A 17,532-nucleotide genomic window follows, 5' to 3' on the forward strand; every position below is an offset into this window, starting at 1 on the left:
TCGGCTCGCGCGGCGTCTCGGCCGCCGCCGTACGACAATTGCCAAGCACAATCCGGCTTGTGCCCTCAGCGTGTCACATGACTGTCAAGGGCCGCGACTATCCATCGCCTGACCTGTTTTGGAAGGATGAACACCGATGAAAAAGTTGCTTGGCGCGTTCACCGCGCTCGCCGCCGCCAGTCTGATCGCTGTTTCGGCGCATGCCGAAAACTTGGTCCTCTACACGAGCCAGCCGAACGAGGACGCTCAGGCCACCGTCGATGCGTTCAAGGCCGCCAATCCCGGCGTCGAGGTCGAATGGGTTCGTGATGGAACCACCAAGATTATGGCCAAGCTCATGGCCGAGATCGAAGCCGGCAATCCGGTGGCCGATGTACTTCTCATCGCCGATACCGTGACGCTACAGCGCATGAAGGAGGCCGGTCAGCTTCTGAACTACAAGTCGCCCGAAGCGGCCAATTACGACGCGACCCTGTATGACGCCGACGGTGCGTATTATTCGACGAAGATGATCACCACGGGCATCATCTACAACACCTCCGCCTCGATGAAGCCGATCGGCTGGAAGGATCTGGCGAAGCCCGAAGCCAAGGGCCTGACCACCATGCCGAGCCCGCTGACGTCCGGCGCAGCGCTGATCCATGCGCAGACATTGACAGGCATCGACGGCTTCGGCTGGGACTACTACAAGTCGCTCGCTGAAAACGGCGCGACGGCCGCTGGCGGCAATGGTGGCGTCCTGAAGGCCGTCGCCACCGGTGAGAAGGCCTATGGCATGGTCGTTGATTTCATGGCGATCCGCGAAAAGGCCAAGGGCGCACCGGTCGAGTTCGTCTTTCCGGCTGAAGGCGTCAGCGCCGTGACCGAGCCGGTCGCCATCCTGAAGACCGCGAAGAATGTCGAGACAGCCAAGAAGTTCGTCGACTTCCTGCTGTCCGAACAGGGCCAGCAGGTTTCGGTCAAGCTCGGCTACATCCCGGCGCGCAACGGTATTGCCCTTCCGGCGGGTTTCCCTGCGCGCGACAGCATCAAGGTGCTGCCGATCGATGCCGCCGCTGCGGTCAAGAATTCGGATGCCGACCTGAAGACCTTTCCGGCATTTTCGGCACCAACTGATCGGTTCCGATGCCGAGATTGCCCCATCGTGGAAGCAGCCAGCCCGTCTGGCTGCTTCCACTCGTCATAGCCTTCGTCTGCCTTCTGAGTGTCCTGCCCCTCGCGCGCCTGCTCTATGCCGGCTTGCGCTTTTCATTCGAGGGCGAGGCAACCGGCTTGTTCGCCGAGCCGGCGACTTGGGCCGCCATCCGGAATACGATGGTCACGGCATCCGGAGGCATGCTGATATCCGTGCTTCTCGGCGCGGTTTTCGCCTTTGTCGTCACGCTCACCGATTTTCGCGGAAAAGGCGTTTTCAGCTTTGCCTTCATTCTGCCGATGATGATCCCGCCGCAGGTCACGGCTCTTGCCTGGGTCCAGATGTCGGGGCCGGCCAGTCCACTTCTGAAGACACTCGGGATCGCGCCACCGCTTGGCAGCCCGCAGCCGCTTTACTCGGTGGGTGGGATTATCCTTCTTCTGGGAGTCCAACATGCGCCACTGGTGTTTCTGGCGCTGAAGGCGGGGCTTGCCTGTTTGCCGCGGGATGGGGTCGAGGCGGCGCGGCTGGCCGGCGCATCGCCGTTGCGCGTGTTTCGCGACATCATTCTGCCGCTCACCACACCGGGCCTTGTTGCGGGTGCGGCGCTCGCCTTCGTGTCCGGCGTCGGCAATTTCGGTATCCCGGCGATCCTCGGCATTCCGGCCTCGATCTTCGTGCTGCCGACCCTGATTTACAGCCGCCTGTCGAGTTTCGGGGCGGGAACATTTGCCGAGATGGCGCAGCTATCGATGATGATCGCAGTGATCGCGGGGCTTGGGCTGGCCATCCAGCAATGGGCCTTGAGAGGTGCCGACTACCGCATTATCGGCCTCTCAGGGCGGAACGCGGTGTTTTCGCTCGGGCGATGGAGGATGGTTTTCGAAGCGGCCTTCCTGGTCATCCTGTTCTTCGTGCTCGCCGCGCCACTGGCAGCCCTTGTCGCGAGCTCGCTGGTCCCGGCTTACGGGGTGCCACTGAATTTCCGCACCATGTCGCTGGAGGCCTACCGCGAAATCCTGTTCCGGCAATCGGTCACGCTGACCGCCTTCGCGAACTCTCTCTTCCTTGCCGGAGCGACGGCATTCGGATTGCTGATCTTTTCCGTGCTGACGGCCTATCTCCTGGCGCGCCGTTCGGGAAAGCTCGCCAATGTCTTCGCCGCTCTGATCGAGATTCCCTACGCCTTGCCTGGCATCGTTTTGGCGGTCGCCTTCATCCTGCTATTTGCAGCGCCGTTACCTCTTGTGAACGTTTCCATCTATGGGACGATCTGGATCATCCTAGCTGCTTATTTTTCCAGTTTTTTCGCCGTCAGCCTCAAACCGGTCATGAGTGCGTTCCTACAACTCGATCCCTCGTTGGAAGAGGCGGCACGGCTATCCGGAGCTTCGTTCGGGTGCCGCATGCGTGACATTCTGGTCCCGCTCATCGCACCCGCCGCCGGTGCGTCGGTAATCCTCGTTTTCCTGATCGCATGCAGCGAGCTTACCGTTTCCGCGCTGCTCTGGTCCGCCGGTACGCAGACGCTGGGGGTGGCGATCTTCAATCTCGACGACAGCGGCAGTTCCGATCTTGCCGCCGCGTTGTCCGTCCTGGTCGTCGTGATGGTCGTCCTGCTGATGCTCATCCTGGAAATGCTGGCGAAAAGACTTCCCCGAGGGGTGCTGCCATGGCGCAATTGATCCTCAATCACGTCAGCAAGGATTTCGGAACCGGCCAGGCCGCCGTCCGTGACGTCTCGCTGAAGGTGCGGGAAGGTGGATTCCTCGCACTTCTCGGTGCGTCCGGCTGCGGCAAGACGACGTTGCTGCGGATGATTGCCGGCTTCGAAGAACCGACGGAAGGCTCAATCATTCTGGGTGAACGGACATTGGCCGATGGCAGCGGAAGTCTGCCGCCGGAAAAGCGCAACATGGCCATGGTTTTCCAGTCCTACGCGCTCTGGCCGCATATGACCGTCGCACAGAATGTCGGTTATCCGCTGAAGGTGCGTGGCGTCACCGGTGCCGCATTCGACGTCCGCGTCAGGGAGGCCTTGTCCGTGGTGCGTCTGGAGGATTTCGCTTCCCGCCGTCCGGCGGAACTTTCCGGCGGCCAGCGGCAGCGCGTAGCACTTGCCCGTTGTCTTGTCAGTTCGCCGGATGTGGTTCTGCTCGACGAACCGCTGGCCAATCTCGATCGTCACCTCAAGGCGGCAATGCTGGAAACGTTTCGCGAGTTTCACGCCCGTTCCGGTGCAACGATGATCTACGTGACCCATGACCAGAGCGAGGCGATGGCGCTGGCCACGGATGTCGCGGTTATGTCAGAAGGCCGGCTGTTGCAGGTTGCCGCACCGGAAGAGATTTATGCGCGACCGGAAGGGCATGTCGTCGGAGGGTTGATCGGGCAGGGGGCTGTTCTGGAGCTCGTCTTGCCCGATCACGATTCGCGTCTTATGGGCTGGCCAATGATCGAAAAAGCCTTTCGGCAGATGGGCGGGCCGAGACGCGCCATACTTGTGCGCCCGGAACATGTCGTTGCCGATCCAGATGGCGTCATGCTTCAGGTGCGCTCATGTGTCTATGAGGGGGAGCGTTTTGTCCTGTCGCTGCTCACATCGGGCGGCCAGGCCCTGCAGGCCTATTCCCCATTTGCTGTCGTTCCCGGCAGTCTGCAGCCGTTTGTCATCCGGCAAGGGTGGCTGGTGTGAAGACGGTTTCAATAACCGCCGGAGCATTGCCATCGAATGACCTGGCAGTTGTAGGAGTGTCTGGAGCAGGCTGCCAGTGCCGCGCGCTGCGCCGAGCGGCTGTCTTCCGCCCAGTCCGCGCCCCAGCCACCATCCGGGCCGCGTGCCACCGCACCGCAGCTGTTTTTGAACCAGATGGCAACGCGGCAATCACGGGCGTTTCTGTGGCAATAGTTTTGGGCGGCATCCTCGGCCTGCCAGCGCGACGTGAAGTCATGCGCCCATCCGGACGCGCCCGTGGAGGGCGACAGGGAAATCGCCCCGAAACTGTCGGCATGTGCGCCGGCAATGCCGGCGGCCAGGCAGACGGCCGCTGCAAGAATGGTTCTCGTTACGCGCTGGACTGTTCGCATGCTCTCTTCCCCGAGTGGCTCTGAAATGGTTTCCCGCCTGATCATGTGCATCAGCAACGGCTGGACAAGAACCTTTATTCGTCGCAGCAAGATGGCCCCAATATTGGTATGGGTGGCGCGTCGCGCCGGCGTAATCGGGACAGGGGGAAAGAGGTTCGACATTTCCCACCGATTGGCTAAAGTCGCGCCAATTGCAGTCGGAATTCGCTGATGTCGCTTCGCCTTGCCACCTTCAATATCGAAAACCTGATGAGCAGGTTCGATTTCTCCGGTTTCCGCAATCAGCTCAAGCAGGATCGCGTGTTGCGGCTGTTCGATGTGAAGAGCGAAGCCGAATACCAGCGGCTGGAGGAGGCGCGCACGATCGCCCATACCGACGACACACGACAGATGTCGGCGCTGGCGATTGCCGATTGCGATGCCGATATCCTCTGCCTGCAGGAAGCCGACAACATGACGGCGCTGCATGCGTTCGAATACGGTTACCTCTTCCGCATGGTCGGCAACGGCTACCGGCAGAAATATCTGATCGAGGGCAATGACAGCCGTGGCATAGACGTTGCCGTCTTGGTGCGCGAGGAGACGCGCGACGGCCAGAAGATCGAATGTGTCGAGGTGAAATCCCATGCCGGCCTTACCTACGCCGATCTCGGCCTCTTCAACGAAGCGCTGGCGACCACGAACGTACCCGGCGACCGCATCTTCAAACGGGACTGCCTCGAGCTCGATTTTCGCATCGGTGGCCGGCCATTCACGCTGTTTGTCGTCCATTTCAAGTCGATGGGGCCGGCAAGGGAAGGGCAGGACGGGCGAACCGCGACGATGCCGGTGAGAATGGCCGAGGCGGCTGCTGTCCGTCGCATTGTCGAAAAACGGTTCGGTGCCGGTAACCTATCGGGCAAGATGTTCGCGATCTGCGGCGACATGAACGATTATCAGGAGCGTGTCGATGTGCTGGGCGACCGGCGCAATGGTTATAGTTTCGTTCCGAAGCAGGAGGCGGTGAGCGCGCTCGATGTCTTCAGCCATGACGGTTTCGTCGAAAACGCGCTTCGCCGCCGCCCCGAGTTGGATCGCTGGACGCTGTTTCATAGCCGCGGCCCTGAGGAGCGCCATCTTTGTCAACTCGATTATATCTGGTTGTCGAAGGCGCTGGCTGAGCGCAATCCGGCCGCCGTGCCGGAAATCATCCGCGGTGGTCAGCCCTATCGCACGATCTTTCCGCAAGGGCAGGAGGTCGAGCGCTATCCGAGAACCGGCTGGGATCGTCCCAAGGCATCCGACCATTGCCCCGTCGTCATTTCCCTCAACGTGTGATTCTTCCCATGCATGATTTCAAATCGAAGCTAACCAGCAACATGTCCGAATGGCCGCCGGAACGCCGGATATTCCCGGTCACCGGCATCGATCTGCGCGTCATGGATGGGCCGCATCCCTACTGCATTTCCGAACAGGTGGCGATCTCGGCCAATTGGGCTGAGGAGCTTGCCGCCAATCCCGCGCTCTATGACGGTCGTATGTTGCTGCCGCGGGCAATCGCAATCGAAAACGGCGTGATACGCGGTGAAAGCCACATCGTTCCATTCTCTGCGTTCCTGTTGTGGCGCAAGACCCGTCCGGTCGACCTGGCGCTGCATCTCTTCGGTCTGCCGGTGATTGTTTCTTCCGATGGTGCCGTGATTGCCATCCGCATGGGCAAGCACACGTCAAATCCCGGTCGTGTCTATTGCGCGGCGGGCTCGCTTGATCCTGACGATATTCGCGATGGCATCTGCGATATGGATTGCAACATGGCCCGCGAAGTGTTGGAGGAAACGGGCGTTGCGCTTGCCGATGCCGAGAACGTGTCGGAGTTTCACGCCTTGCATGACCGGGGCGTCATTACCGTCCTGCGCGTCTATCGCTTTGCGGAGACTGCAGCGGAACTGATCGAGCGAATCGGCCGCCATATCGCCGAGGATCCCGAGCCGGAGATTGACGAGGCGCTGGCGATTCGCAGCGCCGAACCGGGGCTGCACACCTATCTGCCCTTCATGCCACCCGTTCTGGAATGGGTGTTGCACAGCGGTCGGTAATGCTTTTGCGCTTGCCGCCCGGTGTCAGGCGTGCAAGGTCTGGTGAAGGAAACAGACAGGGAGTTGATGGTGGCTCGACGCTACGCAATCTACGATGTTTTCACCGCCAACAGGCTGGAGGGAAATCCTTTGGCCGTCGTTTTCGATGGCGACGGGCTGAGTGATACGGCCATGCAGGCGATTGCCGGTGAATTCAACCTGTCGGAGACGGTGTTCATCCAGCCACCGGAAAATCCGGCGCATACGGCGCGCCTCAGGATTTTCACACCAGGATATGAACTGCCCTTCGCCGGGCATCCGACTGTCGGAGCGGCAATCGCGCTCGCCGAGGACGCGCGCAAGCCGAGCGATGGCGATTATGACCTCGTGCAGATGCTGGAGGAAAATGTCGGGCCGGTGCGTTGTGCGGTGCGGTACAAGGCTGGATCGGCGACCTTTGCAGAGTTCGATGTGCCACGCAAATCGATGCAACTGGATGCCAGGCTGGATCGGCAGGCGTTGGCCGATGCCTTCAGCCTCAAGGCGACCCAGATCGGTTTCGAGAATCACGTTCCCTCGTTCTGGAGCGCCGGCGTACCGTTTGTGATGGTGCCTGTCCATGACGTCGCAGCTGCCGGTGCGGTCGAATTCGACGCAGCCGCATGGGAGCAGCTTACGCCGATGGCAGACGGGCGGCTCGCCAGTGCCTATGTCTACTGTCGGGGCGGTATCAACCATGTCGCACGGTTCCATGCGCGCATGTTCGCGCCTGCCATGGGGATCAGCGAGGACCCGGCTACAGGCTCGGCCGTCGCGGCCTTCTCCGGCGCCATTCATCATTTCGACCGGCTGATCGACGGCCATCATCCATTCCTCATCGAGCAAGGGGTCGAGATGGGGCGCCCGTCTCTGCTACACCTTCATGTCGACGTCTCCGGCGGCGAAATCGCCGCCTCCCGGATCGGTGGGCAGGCGATCAGGATCGCGGCCGGTGAACTTTATCTTTGAAAAACAGGCCTTAAACCGCCCATACAGATTTTTTTGAAAAATCCGAAAGAAAATCGCTTGGGGCGCTGGACAAGCCAGTCGAAGGCCATTATACGCCCCATCAGACCACGGCAACGGCGGTCTTGAGGCCGCAGCGAAGCGGTTTTGGCGGGTGATTAGCTCAGTTGGTAGAGCAGCTGACTCTTAATCAGCGGGTCCACGGTTCGAGCCCGTGATCACCCACCATTCTTCTCTTTATTCATATTAAATTCCAAGCGGCCTTTTTACACTAGGCCGCTGGAGTCGTTTTTGTTTCTCGCTCTATGTAAAAAAGTCGCTAGTTGAAGCTGGTCTCAGGGGAGGACAGGCGCATGTCGAGCGAGTGGCCGATGTTTCTGCTATAGTCCGTGGCTGTGGTGACCCTCGTCGGCGCTTTGTTCATCCGCGGTCCTGATGACTGAAGGTTGCAGTCGTGCTTCCGGAATTCGTGGAAAGCAAAGTGCGGTTCCACTCTCGATCAATCGTCAGCATGGCTCAAGGCCTTGCTTGTTCCATCCGTGTTGGTCGACCCTTTCTGCTTGTTGTTCCCCTCGAAGTGATTAAAAGGGGCGCAATTACAATACAGCGCCTGTGCGAGTGCCTACCCAGCTTTCGCGCGGATTCCGGCGACCGTCTTTTGGATGCGACGCCGAAAGGACAGACTAATATGCGTGATCTCGTCGGCCGTTTCTTTGCCTATTACCGGCCGCACCGGCGGTTGTTTCTCCTGGACTTCTCCTGCGCGGTAGCGTCCGGCCTACTGGAGCTCGGCTTTCCCATCGCAGTGAAACTGTTCATCGATGTCCTGCTGCCGACGGGGCAATGGGGATATGTTGCGCTCGCGTCTGCCGGACTGATGGCGGTCTACGTCATCAATGGCGGACTGATGGCGATCGTCACCTATTGGGGGCATATGCTCGGTATCAACATCGAGACCGAGATGCGGCGCAAGGCGTTCGATCACCTGCAGAAGCTGTCTTTCGGCTATTTCGACAACCAGAAGACCGGCCATCTCGTGGCACGCCTGACGAAGGATCTGGAGGAGATCGGTGAAGTCGCCCATCACGGTCCCGAGGATGTGTTCATCGCCATCATGACGTTGATCGGCGCGTTCCTGCTGATGGCGTCGGTCAATCCGAAGCTGGCCCTGATCACGGCGCTGGTCCTGCCGCTGACGGCCTGGCTGACGACGCTCTATGGAGGCCGGATGACGCGCAACTGGCAGGCGCTGTATAATCGTGTCGGCGATTTCAACGCCCGGATCGAGGAAAATGTCGGCGGTATCCGCGTTGTCCAGGCCTTTGCCAATGAGGATCACGAGCGCGGACTGTTCGAAGCAGACAACCAGCGCTATCGCAAGACCAAGCTCGATGCCTACCGGATCATGGCTGTGTCCACCACACTCAGCTATCTCTCGATGCGCCTCGTCCAGATGGTCGTTCTGGTCGCCGGCAGCTATTTCGTCCTGAATGGGGAACTGACCGCCGGTGGTTTCGTCAGCTTCCTGTTGCTGGTGGGCGTCTTCTTCCGTCCCGTCGACAAGATCAATTCGGTGATCGAAACCTACCCGAAGGGCATTGCTGGCTTCCGGCGCTACATCGACTTTCTCGACACACGCCCGGATATCGCCGATCGCCCCGGCGCCCGTGACGTCGCCATGCTGAACGGTGATATCCGCTATATTCAAGCCGGGTTTGCCTATCAGACGTCGAGGGCGATCCTGGACGAGCTCACGATCGACATCCGCGCTGGCGAAACCATTGCCTTCGTTGGCCCGTCCGGCGCCGGCAAGACGACGATCTGCGCGCTGCTGCCGCGCTTTTATGAGGTCACATCGGGATCCATCACCATCGATGGCATCGATATCCGCGACATGAGCCTCCGGTCGCTCCGCAACCAGATTGGCATCGTCAGTCAGGACGTTTTCCTGTTTGCCGGCACATTCCGTGAAAACATCGCGTACGGGCGACTGGATGCCACGGAAGCCGAGATTGTCGAGGCGGCGCGCAAGGCTCGGCTGGAGGGCGTGATCGCCGATCTGCCGCAGGGGTTGGACACGGTTGTTGGCGAGCGCGGCGTGAAGCTTTCGGGCGGGCAGAAGCAGCGGCTCGCCATCGCCCGCATCTTCCTGAAGAACCCGCCCATTCTTATTCTCGATGAAGCGACTTCGGCGCTCGACACGGAAACCGAGCGGGCCATCCAGCAATCCCTAACGGAACTGTCGCAGGGCCGAACGACGCTGGTGATTGCCCACCGACTGGCGACTATCACGCAGGCGGATCGCATCCTCGTCGTCAACGAGGGCCGCATCGTCGAGGACGGAAGCCACGTCGAACTTCTGAAACGCGACGGTCTCTACCGACGACTGAGCCAATTGCAGGCGGGATAACCGATCTGCGGGCATGCAAGGAGCCACTAAAGGAACCTTGGGGGATGTGAGGCGTTTCAACCGCATCGTTCAACAAGGAGACGAACATGCGGTGGATTTCAAAGTCATTTCTCGCGAGTGCACTGCTTCTCTCGGGAGCAGGTCTGGTGCAGGCGGAAATGATCGCCACGACGGCGACTGACCTTACGGTCTATTCAGGTCCGGGACAGGACTATCCGGCCGTTGGCGTCGCGACGCGCGGCAGCACCGGTGCACTCGATGGCTGCTTGGAAAGCGAAAGCTGGTGCCGTATCGACGTGAACGGCATGCGTGGCTGGGTCTTTGCCCAGGAACTGATGGTCGATTACAACGGCGCGCCGGTCGTCGTACAGGAACGTAGGAGCGAACTGTCGGTGCCGGTCGTCAGCTATGAACAGACCGGAAGTGTCGCCGCGGATCCGGCTCCGGGGGACGAACTGCTTGGCAAGGTCGGCGAGATCGCACCACCGCCGGAAGTGCTGACCTATATCGATCGCACGCCGATGAACACGGTTACCTATGATGGTGACGTTGTTGTCGGAGCAACCTTGCCCGGCGACATGGTGCTCACGCAGGTTCCTGATTACCAATACAGCTATGTCCGCATCAACGACCGGCCGATGCTGGTCGATCCGCAGTCGCGCCGTATCGTTTACGTGTACGAATGAGTTGCTGATGCCGGGCGGTCATCTCGACCGCCCGGCTTCGCTCAATGTCGCCGATCCGCACGGAGATGATTGATGAACGCTCGCACGCTGATGATGGGTGTATTTGGTCTCGTGATCGGCGCGATTTTGAGCATTCTCGTCGTGCAGTATTTCGATCCCGACGACAGCGCAAAAAGTACGACGCGACCCGATCCGCTTGTGGTTTCTCCAGAAAAAGCCGCTGAAGAAACGCGGTGACGACCCTGTCAGGCGCTGATGGCCAAGTCTGTCCGAAGGGCTGCCTCGCATGCCCGTGTCAAGGTTTCGGGATCGCGCTGCCCGCCTTGATAGAGCCGGACAATGAGGTTGGCGCAAACTTCCATGTCGGCATCCGACCGGGTTTTCTGATGTTTTTCGCAGAACTGGTCGAACACCATTCGCAGCGTATCGATGTCCTCGGCGCACAAGGCGTCCATGTAGGGGCTGAGAGTCATGGTAATCCATCCTCCAGTTGGCGGAAGCGGTCCGCTTCCTGCGGCATGGGACGTCACGCCAGCCACGATGATCGCAGTCTACCCCGTTTTGAAATTGCCGCTATTCACTAAGACATGATCGGTCTGCAGCGGAAAAGTTTTTTTGCAGGCAACTTTTTGCCTTCTGACGCTTTTTCGGGTGACACGGGAAAATGTCATGGCGCCATTTTATTTCAAGGTAATCGATAATGACGGCACAAATCCGGCAGACGAGGCTTTTGATTTTCCGAACCTGATCGACGCTATCCATCAGGCAAAGGTCGTCCTGGCGGAAATGGCACTGGATGGCTTGCCGCAGGATCCGATCAAGGCACTGGAAATCGAAGTGCAGAACGGTGATCACCGACCGGTCGCCCGGCTGCAACTCGAGCTGAAAATCCAGTTTCCGGCTGGCACGGCTTGAGGCGTGCGTGGCACTGAATTGGTCGCCGGTGATGTTCAGTCGACCTGTCGCATTTCTATGGTCTTGACGGCATCCAGAATGGCCGGTAAAATGAGAGCGACTCCAGCATCCGACGGATGGTCATCATCGAAGTAAAAAACCTTTTCGGCGCTCAGGCTGTTGATGCAGCGATCCTTGAGGAATGAATTGCAGAACCCATCGGCAGGCCGCACGCGGTAAAGATTGGGATGCTCGATCGTGTCGAAGGCATCGATGACCGCCTTGTTCCGCAGCAGGTATCGATCGTAGCTGGTGCTCAACTCCAGTGAATGGGAGCCCGACATCGCTGTCTTTGCCAGCCGCTCGGGGACATTCCAGCCAGCCTCAGGAATGGGATAGACCAGCACCACATTGCGACCCGCGTCGAGATGCTTGCGGATGTCGCGCACATATTGCTGGAGAACGCGCGTCTTTCGCGCAGGGTCGTCCTGACCGGCATCTTCGTCGATATGATCGAGCAGATCCACATAGGTCGGCTTCAGCCGCTCGACCCCGCCTTCGCCATTGTCGAACGGTGAGCCGTCAACATAAAGGCTCCAACGGCTCGCCATGATCACGGTCTTCATCTCGCTCGTCCGGATGTAGTCCTCGATGCCCGTGAAGAAGGGATTGCAGCGCAGCCGGTATTTCGGATTGGAGACATAGAAGCCGGAGAAGCCGACGCAAGCGGAGTGCGCCATCACGTAAAGGTCGAGGCCGTTGGTCTCGAACATGCGCATGACTTCGCCGGCAATGGCGCCTGCATGGGAATCGCCGATGAGGATCGTTTTGCTGTCGGTGGAGTGCGGCGTCAGGCAGTCTCGCACCGGATGCGGCAGGTTCGCTTCTCCCTTGTCGAACAGACAGGATTCCATGACCGGATCGTGATGTTCTTCGCCGGACAGAGCCGCGCGGGCCTCCGGCGGCAAGCGGAATTCCAGCCCACTGTCCAAGGTGCCGACGAAGCCAACACCGATCAGGGCCGCGAGCCCCATCGCGCTGCCGGTGAAAATACCGGCGGTGGTGGGGAGAAGCTGAATTTTTCCGCCCTTGCGGAACGGCGTTTCGACGACGCGCCAGGACAGGTAGGCAAGTGCCACCGATACAAGGGCAAGAATGCCCATGGTCAGCAGCGAGGGTTCGTTAAGGCTTCGGATGCGGGCAAAGGCGAAAACCGGCTGGTGCCAGAGATAGAGGCTGTAGCTGATCAGTCCGATCCCGACCATCGGCGGTGCCGACAGAAAGCGCGCCGTCAACGTTCCGTCGGGCCCGAACAGGATGATGAGGACAGCGCCGAGCACCGGAACCAAGGCGTAGAGAGATGGAAAAGGTGTTGCGTCGTCATAGGCAAAAATCGCGATGACGATGATCACCAGACCCGTGAACGAGAGGATGTTGCTTCTGTAGCTTTTCCCCGAGCTGAGCAGGAAAGCGCAGAGCGAGCCCACCAGCAACTCCCATGCTCGCGTCGTCGGCAGATAGAAGTTCGCGGTTGCGAAAGCCTCGGAGCCATACTGCGCCAAAGCCAGGCTGGCGAGGCTGATGACTGCGATCGTGCTGATCAGAACCTTTTTGCCGAAACGCCAAAGAATCATCACCAGGAGCGGAAACAGAAGATAAAACTGTTCCTCGACCGCGAGGCTCCAGGTGTGCAGTAGCGGCTGCTCCTCGGATGCTGCCGCGAAATAGCCGCCGCTTTGCTGCCAGAAGAAGACGTTGGAGACGAACAGGCAGACGGCGATGATACTGCGTCCGAAGCTTGCCATCTGCTCCGGCAGCATCCACGCCCAAGCGAAGGGCAGGCAGCAGGCCATAACCACCAACAGGACGGGCAGAATGCGCCGTGCCCGGCGTTCGTAGAATTTCAGGATCGAAAAGCTACCGTTGCTGTTTTCGGAGATAATGATCGAGGTGATCAGATAGCCGCTGATGACGAAGAAGATATCGACGCCGATGAAACCACCGCTGAAGAGCGGATACCCGGCGTGAAACAGGATCACCGGAATGACGGCCACGGACCGGAGGCCGTCAATTTCACGCCTGTAATTCATGCCTGTCCTGTTCGGATCGAAAGGCCTTCGATATCCGAACAGGGTGCAACGGGATACGGCCGCAGATCAAGCCGGGATTTCGGACAAATCCCTAAACAATCGTGTTATTTGATCGCGCGTGATCAGTGGGTGCCACCGTGAAAGGACGGGCGTACGGCCGCCTGCTCTGCGGCCGTACGGGTTGTTACGCGGTTTCCCGGAACAGTTTCCAGCGTGTGGGACGGAAGGACAGGCGGGAGTGGTCGGACGTCACCTTTTCCGGCGGCAGTTCGATTTCTACCTTGCTCTTCGCAGCGCTGACATCAAGTTCGACATGGCGGGTGCCTGCGACACGGCGTGTCACCGTAACGGTGCCGGAAATCCCGCTGGCGCCATCCAAGAGCTCGATGTCGTGCGGGCGGAAATAGAGCTGGGCGGGGCCGTCCTTTTCCCCTTGGGCGCTGACGCCGATCGGCTGGCCGTCGAGAACGAGCTGGCCGTTTTCCACCTTGACCGGCAGGATGTTGGACTGGCCGATGAAACCGAAGACAAAGGGCGAATTCGGGGTGTCGTAGATTTCATCGGGCGTGCCGATCTGCTCGATCTTGCCCTTGCTCATGACGACCACGCGGTCGGCCAGTTCCAGCGCCTCGTCCTGGTCATGCGTGACGAAGACAGTGGTATGGCCGGTCCGGTCATGAATTTCGCGCAGCCAGCGGCGAAGTTCCTTGCGCACCTGCGCATCCAGCGCGCCGAAGGGCTCGTCGAGCAGCAGGACGTTGGGTTCGACCGCCATGGCGCGGGCGAGCGCGACGCGCTGGCGCTGGCCACCGGACAGTTGCGCCGGATAGCGCTTTTCCAGCCCGGTCAACTGGACGAGATCGAGTAGCTCCAGCGCGCGCTTGCGGATTTCAGCTTTGGCCGGCCGGCGGCTGGCGGGACGGATCGTCAGGCCGAAGGAAACATTGTCGAGCACGGTCATGTGGCGAAAGAGGGCATAGTGCTGGAACACAAAGCCGATATTGCGCTGCTGCACGGTCTTCCGGGAGGCATCCTCGTTGCCGAAATAGACGGTGCCATCGGTCGGGCTTTCGAGGCCGGCGATCAGGCGCAGGAGGGTGGTCTTGCCGGAGCCGGACGGACCAAGAAGCGCAATCAGTTCGCCCGAACGAATATCGAGAGAAACGTCGTTCAGCGCCGGAAAGCGGCTGAATTCCTTGCGTATGTTTTGAACGCGAACTTCCATATAAACTTGACCTTTCAGTGCCTGCGGCTGGCGGCGATCTGTTCGCTGTACTTCATTTCAAGCACCGATTTCAGAACGAGCGTAACAAGGGCCAACAGGGCGAGCAGCGTTGCAACCGCGAAGGCGGCAACGAAATTGTATTCGTTGTAGAGGATTTCCACCTGCAGCGGCATGGTGTTCGTCAGGCCGCGAATATGGCCGGAGACGACCGAGACCGCACCGAACTCGCCCATGGCACGGGCGTTGCAGAGAAGAACGCCGTAGAGCAATCCCCATTTGATGTTCGGCAGGGTGACATACCAGAAGGTCTGCCAGCCGCTTGCGCCGAGTGACAGGGCTGCCTCTTCGTCGCTGGTGCCCTGTTCCTGCATCAGCGGGATCAGTTCGCGGGCAACGAAGGGGAAGGTGACGAACACGGTTGCGAGCACGATGCCGGGAACGGCAAACAGGATCTGAATGCCGTGGCTTTGCAGCCAAGGGCCGAGCAGACTGTGCGAACCGAACAGCAGAACGAAGACGAGACCCGAAATGACCGGGGAAACCGAGAAGGGCAGGTCGATCAGCGTTGTGAGAAACGCCTTGCCCTTGAATTCGAACTTGGCGATCGCCCAGGCCGCAGCAATGCCGAAAACCAGATTGAGCGGGACCGCGATGACCGCGACGAGCAGGGTCAGTTTGATTGCCGCAAAGGTTTCCGGGTCGGCCAGAACGGTGGCGAACTCTCCAGGGCCATTGCGCATGGCTTCTGTGAAGACTGCCGCCAGCGGCAGGACCAGGAAAAGCGCGACAAAACAGAGCGCGACGCCGATCAAGCCATAACGGGCCAGACGGCTTTCGGATGTGGCGATGCGGACAGTTTCCGTGTTGCCGGTTCGCGATGAAATGGCATCATGCGCCATAACCGTACCTCCGTCTGCTCCAGGCCTGTATCGTGTTGATGATCAACAGCATGGCGAAGGAAATGATCAGCATGACAGCCGCAATGGCGGTCGCTGCGGGGTAGTTGAATTCTTCCAGCCGGATGACGATCAGAAGCGGTGCGATTTCCGAGACGTAAGGCAGATTGCCGGCGATGAAGATGACGGAGCCATATTCGCCGACGCCTCGGGCGAAGGCGAGCGCGAAACCAGTGAGGACAGCAGGTGCAAGCCCCGGCAGAAGAACCCGCCTGATCGTCTGGAAACGATTGGCGCCAAGTGTAGCGGCGGCTTCCTCCACTTCCTTGTCGATCTCTTCCATGATCGGCTGCACCGTCCGGACAACGAAAGGCAGGCCGACGAAGACCAGCGCGAAAACGATGCCGATCGGCGTGAAGGCGATCTTGATGCCGAAGGGTGTAAGCAGGCTGCCGATCCAGCCGTTCGGAGCATAGAGTGCGGTGAGCGCGATGCCGGCGACAGCGGTCGGCAGTGCGAAAGGCAGGTCGACCATGGCGTCAATGATCCGCTTGCCGGGAAAGCGGTAGCGAACCAGGACCCAGGCGAGAATCACCCCGAAGATCACGTTGACGAGGGCGGCGAGGAAGGCGGTGCCGAAGCTGATGCGTAGCGCATTGACGGTTCTGGTGTCGGTAGCCAGCGTCCAGAATGTGCTCCACCCCAAGGCGCTGGAGCGCCAGGCAAGGCCGGAAAGAGGGATGAGAATGATGAGTATGAGCCATGACAAAGTAACGCCGAGCGCCAATCCGAATCCCGGAATGACGCTCGGCTGTCTGAATTGCCACAGCGAAGCTGTGCGTGCGGTCATTAAGTCTCTTATTGCCCCGGCTTGTAGATCTGGTCGAAGAGCCCACCGTCTCCGAAATATTTCGGCTGAGCTTCCTTCCATCCGCCGAATTCGTCAATAGTCGACAGCTTCACGTCGGCAAAACGCTTGATGTCTTCCGGGTCGGCGACCTCAGGCTTGAAGGGGCGATAGTAGTGCTTGGCGGCGATTTTCTGGCCGACATCCGAGTACAGGTACTGGAGATAGGCTTCAGCCACCTTGCGGGTGCCCTTCGCGTCGACATTGCCGTCAACGAGAGCAACCGGCGGTTCAGCCTTGATCGAGATCGAGGGTGTGACGATCTCGAACTGATCCGGGCCGAGTTCTTCCAGCGACAGATAGGCTTCGTTTTCCCAGGCGAGCAGAACGTCGCCGAGGCCACGCTGCACGAACGTCGTCGTCGAGCCACGTGCGCCAGTATCGAGAACCGGGACATGCTTGAAGAGCTGCGTCACATATTCCTGTGCCTTGGCATCATCACCGTTGTTGGCCGCGCGTGCCCACGCCCAGGCTGCGAGGAAGTTCCAGCGCGCGCCGCCCGAGGTCTTCGGGTTGGGCGTGATCACCTGGATATCGTCCTTGACCAGATCGCCCCAGTCCTTGATGCCCTTCGGATTGCCCTTGCGCACAAGGAATACGATCGTCGAGGTGTAGGGCGCACTGTTGTTTTCGAATTTCGTTTTCCAGTCAGCCGGAATCTTTCCGGTTTCCTTGGCGATGGCGTCGATATCGGCTTCGAGCGCCAGCGTGACCACATCGGCTTCGAGCCCGTCGATGACGGCGCGTGCCTGCTTGCCGGATCCCCCATGCGACGCCTGGATCGTCACTGTCTCGCCCGTATCCGCCTTCCACTTTTCAGCGAAGGCCGCGTTGAAATCCTTGTAGAGTTCGCGCGTCGGGTCATAGGAGACATTGAGCAGCGTCGTATCTGCAAACGCGAAACCCAGGCCACCAACCTGGATACTCGTGGCGAGAAGCGCCACCGTAAAGAATTTCGTGAGTTGTTTCGCTCGCATGTCTACCTCCGTTGTTAGCAGGCATACTCTATCCATTAGGTGGGATATTATAACGCAGAACATTCCTTTTCGCCGCGCGGCCGGAGAAAGTCCTGCCCTCGACGGATGCCAATGCCGAAATCATTTGCCTCGCAGGAGTGATTGCAACAGGGATCGCTCATAAGCG

At 59.7% G+C, this 17,532-nt stretch carries 16 protein-coding genes, 1 tRNA gene and 1 pseudogene; 11 read left to right on the forward strand and 7 right to left on the reverse strand.

Annotated features, from left to right (window positions below; translation table 11 throughout):
• Positions 1-136 precede the first annotated feature (136 nt).
• The 3 genes and pseudogenes from ASG68_RS19825 to ASG68_RS19835 all read left to right on the forward strand — a co-directional run bounded on the left by ASG68_RS19825 (position 137) and on the right by ASG68_RS19835 (position 3,830).
• Positions 137-1,116, forward strand: a pseudogene (locus ASG68_RS19825) (ABC transporter substrate-binding protein).
• Between the two features lie 9 nt (positions 1,117-1,125).
• A complete protein-coding gene (locus tag ASG68_RS19830) occupies positions 1,126-2,820 on the forward strand; it encodes an ABC transporter permease (protein WP_062580212.1) in 1,695 nt (564 codons plus the stop codon).
• A complete protein-coding gene (locus tag ASG68_RS19835) occupies positions 2,808-3,830 on the forward strand; it encodes an ABC transporter ATP-binding protein (protein WP_062580214.1) in 1,023 nt (340 codons plus the stop codon). The genes ASG68_RS19830 and ASG68_RS19835 overlap by 13 nt, the downstream gene beginning before the upstream one ends.
• An 8-nt stretch (positions 3,831-3,838) precedes the next feature.
• On the opposite strand, the gene ASG68_RS19840 is transcribed toward ASG68_RS19835, so the two are convergent.
• A complete protein-coding gene (locus ASG68_RS19840) occupies positions 3,839-4,222 on the reverse strand; it encodes a DUF4189 domain-containing protein (RefSeq protein WP_062580216.1) in 384 nt (127 codons plus the stop codon).
• Between the two features lie 210 nt (positions 4,223-4,432).
• On the opposite strand from ASG68_RS19840, the gene ASG68_RS19845 reads away from it, so the two are divergent.
• From ASG68_RS19845 to ASG68_RS31525, 7 genes are all read left to right on the forward strand, one after another.
• Positions 4,433-5,539, forward strand: a complete 1,107-nt coding sequence (locus ASG68_RS19845; RefSeq protein ID WP_062580219.1) for an endonuclease/exonuclease/phosphatase family protein — start codon at positions 4,433-4,435, stop codon at positions 5,537-5,539.
• Between the two features lie 8 nt (positions 5,540-5,547).
• Positions 5,548-6,297 carry a hypothetical protein gene (locus ASG68_RS19850; RefSeq protein ID WP_062580221.1) on the forward strand — a complete coding sequence of 250 codons (750 nt, stop codon included), beginning with the start codon at positions 5,548-5,550 and terminating at the stop codon, positions 6,295-6,297.
• 69 nt (positions 6,298-6,366) lie between these two features.
• Positions 6,367-7,284: a PhzF family phenazine biosynthesis protein gene (locus ASG68_RS19855; RefSeq protein ID WP_062580897.1), complete on the forward strand. Its 918-nt coding sequence runs from the start codon at positions 6,367-6,369 to the stop codon at positions 7,282-7,284.
• A gap of 149 nt (positions 7,285-7,433) precedes the next feature.
• A tRNA-Lys gene (locus ASG68_RS19860) sits at positions 7,434-7,509 on the forward strand.
• A gap of 460 nt (positions 7,510-7,969) precedes the next feature.
• The gene (locus ASG68_RS19865; RefSeq protein ID WP_062580223.1) at positions 7,970-9,691 is read left to right on the forward strand and encodes an ABC transporter ATP-binding protein; all 1,722 of its coding nucleotides are present in this window, start codon (positions 7,970-7,972) and stop codon (positions 9,689-9,691) included.
• An 86-nt stretch (positions 9,692-9,777) separates the two neighbouring features.
• Positions 9,778-10,377 carry a DUF1236 domain-containing protein gene (locus ASG68_RS19870; RefSeq protein WP_062580225.1) on the forward strand — a complete coding sequence of 200 codons (600 nt, stop codon included), beginning with the start codon at positions 9,778-9,780 and terminating at the stop codon, positions 10,375-10,377.
• Between the two features lie 72 nt (positions 10,378-10,449).
• Positions 10,450-10,614: a hypothetical protein gene (locus tag ASG68_RS31525; RefSeq protein ID WP_156373739.1), complete on the forward strand. Its 165-nt coding sequence runs from the start codon at positions 10,450-10,452 to the stop codon at positions 10,612-10,614.
• 8 nt (positions 10,615-10,622) lie between these two features.
• On the opposite strand, the gene ASG68_RS19875 is transcribed toward ASG68_RS31525, so the two are convergent.
• The gene (locus ASG68_RS19875) at positions 10,623-10,850 is read right to left on the reverse strand and encodes a hypothetical protein (protein ID WP_112407558.1); all 228 of its coding nucleotides are present in this window, start codon (positions 10,848-10,850) and stop codon (positions 10,623-10,625) included.
• 196 nt (positions 10,851-11,046) lie between these two features.
• Here ASG68_RS19875 and ASG68_RS19880 point away from each other — a divergent pair, with 196 nt between their 5' ends.
• Entirely contained in the window at positions 11,047-11,292 is a 246-nt protein-coding gene (locus ASG68_RS19880) for a DUF6894 family protein (protein ID WP_062580230.1), read from the forward strand.
• Between the two features lie 35 nt (positions 11,293-11,327).
• On the opposite strand, the gene ASG68_RS19885 is transcribed toward ASG68_RS19880, so the two are convergent.
• From ASG68_RS19885 to ASG68_RS19905, 5 genes are all read right to left on the reverse strand, one after another.
• Complete coding sequence (locus ASG68_RS19885; RefSeq protein ID WP_062602552.1) at positions 11,328-13,361, reverse strand: acyltransferase family protein; 2,034 nt, start codon at positions 13,359-13,361, stop codon at positions 11,328-11,330.
• Positions 13,362-13,545: 184 nt separating this feature from the next.
• A complete protein-coding gene (locus tag ASG68_RS19890) occupies positions 13,546-14,586 on the reverse strand; it encodes a sulfate/molybdate ABC transporter ATP-binding protein (protein WP_062580234.1) in 1,041 nt (346 codons plus the stop codon).
• Positions 14,587-14,600: 14 nt separating this feature from the next.
• Positions 14,601-15,485 carry a sulfate ABC transporter permease subunit CysW gene (gene cysW, locus ASG68_RS19895; RefSeq protein ID WP_062580237.1) on the reverse strand — a complete coding sequence of 295 codons (885 nt, stop codon included), beginning with the start codon at positions 15,483-15,485 and terminating at the stop codon, positions 14,601-14,603.
• Positions 15,475-16,332, reverse strand: a complete 858-nt coding sequence (cysT, locus tag ASG68_RS19900) for a sulfate ABC transporter permease subunit CysT (protein ID WP_062580239.1) — start codon at positions 16,330-16,332, stop codon at positions 15,475-15,477. Before cysT ends, cysW begins: the two co-directional genes overlap by 11 nt.
• An 8-nt stretch (positions 16,333-16,340) precedes the next feature.
• A complete protein-coding gene (locus tag ASG68_RS19905; RefSeq protein WP_062580241.1) occupies positions 16,341-17,366 on the reverse strand; it encodes a sulfate ABC transporter substrate-binding protein in 1,026 nt (341 codons plus the stop codon).
• Between the last annotated feature and the right edge of the window lie 166 nt (positions 17,367-17,532).

Origin of the sequence: Rhizobium sp. Leaf453, assembly GCF_001425605.1 — a bacterium.
In the GTDB taxonomy this organism is placed as follows: Bacteria; Pseudomonadota; Alphaproteobacteria; order Rhizobiales; family Rhizobiaceae; genus Pararhizobium.